Genomic DNA, 4,450 nt, shown 5'->3' on the forward strand with positions numbered 1-4,450 from the left:
GTTACGAAAAAAGAGAAGCAGTTAGATACGACAATATTGGAGCTGAAAAATATACATTTTTGTTAGCAGTTTTTTGGACAATCTAAAGAATCACTGACATCTGTTTCGCTTTTCTATAATCTCGTAGCCTTTTCCTTCGAAACATAATGTCGGCGTAACGTAGCATATACCACTGTGGCGATGCTCTTTGTTATACCAGTCGTAGTAGCCCTTACACCACGCACGGGCATGTTCGATGGAGTGAAAATAGCTTGGTATCTCTATGACACGGCCGTGTTTGAGAAGCTTAAAGCTTGCTTCCATATGCGCATTGTCATTGCTTGTCCTTGGTCGGTTAAAGGTGCATAGAATACCCAGACTGTAGCACGCTGCCTGCATAGTCTGTTCCTTCATAGGTCCGCCGTTATCAGAGTGTAAAATAAGCTGCGAACCATTACTGGTCATATTGATGCCATGAAGATCAACATTTGCTCCTATAAGGCTGTCCTTCTGTTTATTAACAGCATTTCTGATACATTCGGCTGCAAGTTTATCACTCTGGGTATCATGCACTTCAAAATGAACAATATAGCGACTGTGTAAATCCATTATGGAGTACAGATAGTAATACTGCCCAATTACAGGAGAATAGAGATATGTTATATCCCAGCATCATACCTGCTGTGTGATCTGCTTGATTGTAAAACTGATTCGCTTTACATCACAAACAACTATACCACTTAATGAAGATTCAGGAGATTATTCAAGAATCCATTCAAATTGATCCAAATGAGATGGTTTCAAATGTAATTTTAAGCAGAAGAAAACGTATGGAAAACTTATGGATTTTTTATGATAAAAGGAAATTATCATGAAAAAGACTAAAGGTTTTACCCTCATCGAATTAATGATCGTTATCGCTATCATCGGTATCTTAGCTGCTATCGCTCTTCCTGCTTACTCTTCATACATGAAGAAGGCTAAGTTCACTGAAGCTACTCAGCAGTAAGTTCACTGAAGCTACTCAGCAGGTTGAATCAGTTAAGACTCAGGTAGCCCTTTGTATTCAGGAATTCGGTATCAACAACGTTGAAGACCACTGCGTCAATGGTCAGGATGGTTTTGGTTGGGAGATCAAAGCTGCAGGTGACTATGCAACTAAGTATGTAGATACCATTACCGTTGATGCTTCAAATGCTGGAGATGGTAATTCAGGTACTACTAAGGCTGGATTGGTTACTATTACTGTAGAGGTAAATAAAACTCAGTTTGGTGGTACAAAAGGTTATACTTTAATTCTTGATGGTAACTGGACAGCTGCTGGTCAGTTAGATTGGGAAGTAAATACAGGTTCTACTTGTATTGCTGCTAAATTGTGTGGTAAGGGTGACAAGAAGGCATCATCATAATACAAGTTTGAGTTGATTTAAATATAAGAACCTAGGATGCTATCCTAGGTTCTTTCTTTTTAAAGAGAGGGGGATGCGGACAATATCCTGGACACTTATCTCACTTTAACTCCGGTTAAGTCTGTATTGAACAGGGCTCAATCCGCCTAATGTATTTTTGATTCTAACGTTATTATACCATTGAATATACCTATCCAAGTATGTTTTTAACTCATCAAGTGAAAGATCTTCTAGAGAATGGTTATAAAAGCACTCTGTTTTCATTCTGCCAAAGAATCCTTCACAAGCAGAATTATCAGGACTACAGCCCTTCTTGGACATTGACCGTACAAGACCACTATTTTTGGTAATTTGTATCCATCCGGGCCATCTATAATGACAGCCCCTGTCGCTATGAATAACCGGCTTAATACCAAACGGTTTCAGCCTTTTGATGGCTTCAGATAATGTATCGTTAGCTAGAGCTGCTGTAGGCTTATTTCCAATCTTATAAGCTATAATTTCATCGTTATAGCAGTCCCTAATAACTGATAGGTATAGTTTGCCTTTGCTGGTAGCAAATTCCGAAATATCTGTAAGCCATTTTTCGTTTGGAGATGAAGCTGAAAAGTCACGATTCACGATATTATCAACAGCAGGAGATAGTTCCCCAAGGTATGAATAATAACGCTTCTTTTTGCATCTAGTAACTTCTATTCCTTCCTCCTTCATAAGCCTTCTAACGACTTTTTCAGAAATATAACGACCAGCTTTCCTTAATTCTGTATAAAGCCTTCTGTAGCCATAGCACTCATAGTTATTGCTAAAAATATCTTTCAGCAAACCCCTAATATCCTTGTATTTATCCTCTTTTTGATTTGCTTTTTCGATATAATCCTGAAAGTAGGCTGATGAATATCTGTTAAAATTATCGAAATCTACAAAATTTTTTAATTTATTTTCATCTGCCCGCTGTATCCTAATCTCTCAAGGAATAATCTATCGCGAATCGTTGTTTCAGTTATAAGTTTTATATTCTTATGCCTTTTGCCTGTTAACTGAATTAAGTCAACTGCATCAAACCATTGCAACACCTCGTTTAATGATGAATTTTTAAGCCACTTTAACAAGTCTTTTTCCCTATCAAGATTATCCTTTAAATCATGTCTCGAGTCCCCGTTAGGCTTGCCGAGTGTTGCCTTCATATCCTTTATTTTTTTATACAGAAAATCATAGTAACTTAATGCAATAAACTGAACAAACTGCCGTCCCTTCAATCTATCTGTATCCTGTACTCTTGTTTTCTTACCATCTGTTTTTTGTTTTAACAACTCAAACATATCTTCTATATGTTCACGTTTACGTCCAAGTTTTAGAAGCTCTGCTGCATCATTAATCTTGTTGGAGCACAGACAGAAGATTCCCTTGTATTTCAGTGCCTCATCGACAGCTTCTTTTCGAAATACAACCTTAATCCCTCCGTTTCTAGTCTTGCTCCAGCTTAGGTAGGTGCTAGCTTTATTTAATGCTGTTTCGCTTAACTGGTCTTCATTACCTTCTTCTATCAAAGCTTTTAACTGATACAATTCCCGAGTAAAATTTCTTTCCGCCTCATAAGCTCTGCTCCTGCTTCGGAATATTCCTAAATAAAGACGTGGAGTTAACTTAATCTTGTCTCCCTTTTTATGGCTGGAACAGGAATATTTTGCAGTATAAGACAGGGTTGGTTTGATGGTGATACAGGTGCCGGTTATATCATTATCAAAATCAATAACGTTATTAATATCATCTAACAGTGACAGGTTCTGATCTATGCTGTCTTTAACCCACTTACCATCGCTTCTTGTAGCTCGTGTTACAAACTTTATATGATTCTGAATATAGTGGATGATATTCTCCTGTGAGCAAAAGCCGTTGTCTGTGACTACTGTGGGCTTGGTTACATTTAAATAATCAAGCTGTTTCAATGCATTTTCAACGCAAATGGAATCAGGAAGATTACCAGGTTGTGACCAGTAGGCAAAAGGTTGTTCAGTATTTAAAGAATAAAGGGTAAGAACTTTGATTGTAGGAAGCCCGTCTTTATCTTTGTTAAAGCCGTATCTTGCCTGAGTTAAGCTGTCTGAATATGTGGATATCGTAGTACTGTCATATGCAACGGAATCACCTGTATCCAATCTTGCTGCTCTACTTTTAAAATACTCCTGTATAAAACCATCATGAGTCCCCAGTATTTCAAAGACAGCACGGTAAATATCCTCGCTGATCATACAGTCTTTATCAATGCCATGTTTAACCTGCCAGGCGTACATATTTGGCAAGGTATTTCCTCCCGTTGCCACCCAGAATTTTGCAATTGCAGCTATTCTTTCCGCAAGGGAACCGCAGGTGCTATCAGGCATTACTTTTTTTAAGTCTGCTTCTATTCCGGAAGATGCGCCAATCCAATCAAGAATTGACAACATTCCCATATGAAAACGTACAGGTATTCTCTTTTCTTCTTTTTCTGTTTGAGGCTTCGCTCTGAATTTAGTTGGAATGATTGCATTATTGCTTTCAGGTGTTATTTTTCCGACCAATTTACTAGACAGGATATCATTCGATCTAGTTTCAGGATTATATTTTACTTTCCGTTCGTAAACATAAATAACCCCATTTGCTTTCTTCTGCTTAACCTGAATAACTCTGGTGTCACCTTTAATTGGTCTAGACATAAGGCCCTCTTAATTTAACAGATATCTATAGTATTATTGATATTATAACATAGATACCTGTTAAAATAAACAAAAAAAACGCAGAATTTACTGCGTTTTTACCAAAAATTTCGTTGTTTTATAGTAGAAATAATCAAAAACAACATCTTAACTTAATAACAGGTAACCTTTAGTCGACTTTCAGGATCGTATGGATTAAGGTTTATCCCCTGAAATTCAAGTGGGAAACTTGAGTCAATATATTGCACATGTTTATTATAGCAGGGCTTTTGTCAGTGATTCTTTAGATTGTCCAAAAAACTGCTAACAAAAATGTATATTTTTCAGCTCCAATATTGTCGTATCTAACTGCTTCTCTTTTTTCGTAAC

The 4,450-nt window shown here is 37.1% G+C and carries 5 protein-coding genes; 2 read left to right on the forward strand and 3 right to left on the reverse strand.

Annotation, left to right across the window (positions count from 1 at the left end):
* Positions 1-90 precede the first annotated feature (90 nt).
* A complete protein-coding gene (locus tag QZU45_RS11535) occupies positions 91-642 on the reverse strand; it encodes a DDE-type integrase/transposase/recombinase (protein ID WP_295355437.1) in 552 nt (183 codons plus the stop codon).
* A 208-nt stretch (positions 643-850) separates the two neighbouring features.
* Between QZU45_RS11535 and QZU45_RS11540 the strand changes: the two genes are divergently transcribed.
* The gene (locus QZU45_RS11540; protein WP_366925498.1) at positions 851-988 is read left to right on the forward strand and encodes a prepilin-type N-terminal cleavage/methylation domain-containing protein; all 138 of its coding nucleotides are present in this window, start codon (positions 851-853) and stop codon (positions 986-988) included.
* Between the two features lie 223 nt (positions 989-1,211).
* Positions 1,212-1,388: a hypothetical protein gene (locus QZU45_RS11545; RefSeq protein ID WP_295355433.1), complete on the forward strand. Its 177-nt coding sequence runs from the start codon at positions 1,212-1,214 to the stop codon at positions 1,386-1,388.
* 105 nt (positions 1,389-1,493) lie between these two features.
* Here QZU45_RS11545 and QZU45_RS11550 read toward each other — a convergent pair whose 3' ends face one another.
* Positions 1,494-2,351, reverse strand: a complete 858-nt coding sequence (locus QZU45_RS11550) for an IS3 family transposase (protein ID WP_366925499.1) — start codon at positions 2,349-2,351, stop codon at positions 1,494-1,496.
* Entirely contained in the window at positions 2,318-4,081 is a 1,764-nt protein-coding gene (locus QZU45_RS11555) for a transposase (protein ID WP_295355435.1), read from the reverse strand. The genes QZU45_RS11550 and QZU45_RS11555 overlap by 34 nt, the downstream gene beginning before the upstream one ends.
* Between the last annotated feature and the right edge of the window lie 369 nt (positions 4,082-4,450).

This window comes from uncultured Succinivibrio sp. (assembly GCF_902756765.1).
In the GTDB taxonomy this organism is placed as follows: Bacteria; Pseudomonadota; Gammaproteobacteria; order Enterobacterales; family Succinivibrionaceae; genus Succinivibrio.

Excerpts from the sequence above, each read along its gene's own strand:
- QZU45_RS11540 (WP_366925498.1), top strand. The coding sequence starts at position 851 with ATGAAAAAGACTAAAGGTTTTACCCTCATCGAATTAATGATCGTTATC.
- QZU45_RS11555 (WP_295355435.1), bottom strand. The coding sequence starts at position 4,081 with ATGTCTAGACCAATTAAAGGTGACACCAGAGTTATTCAGGTTAAGCAG.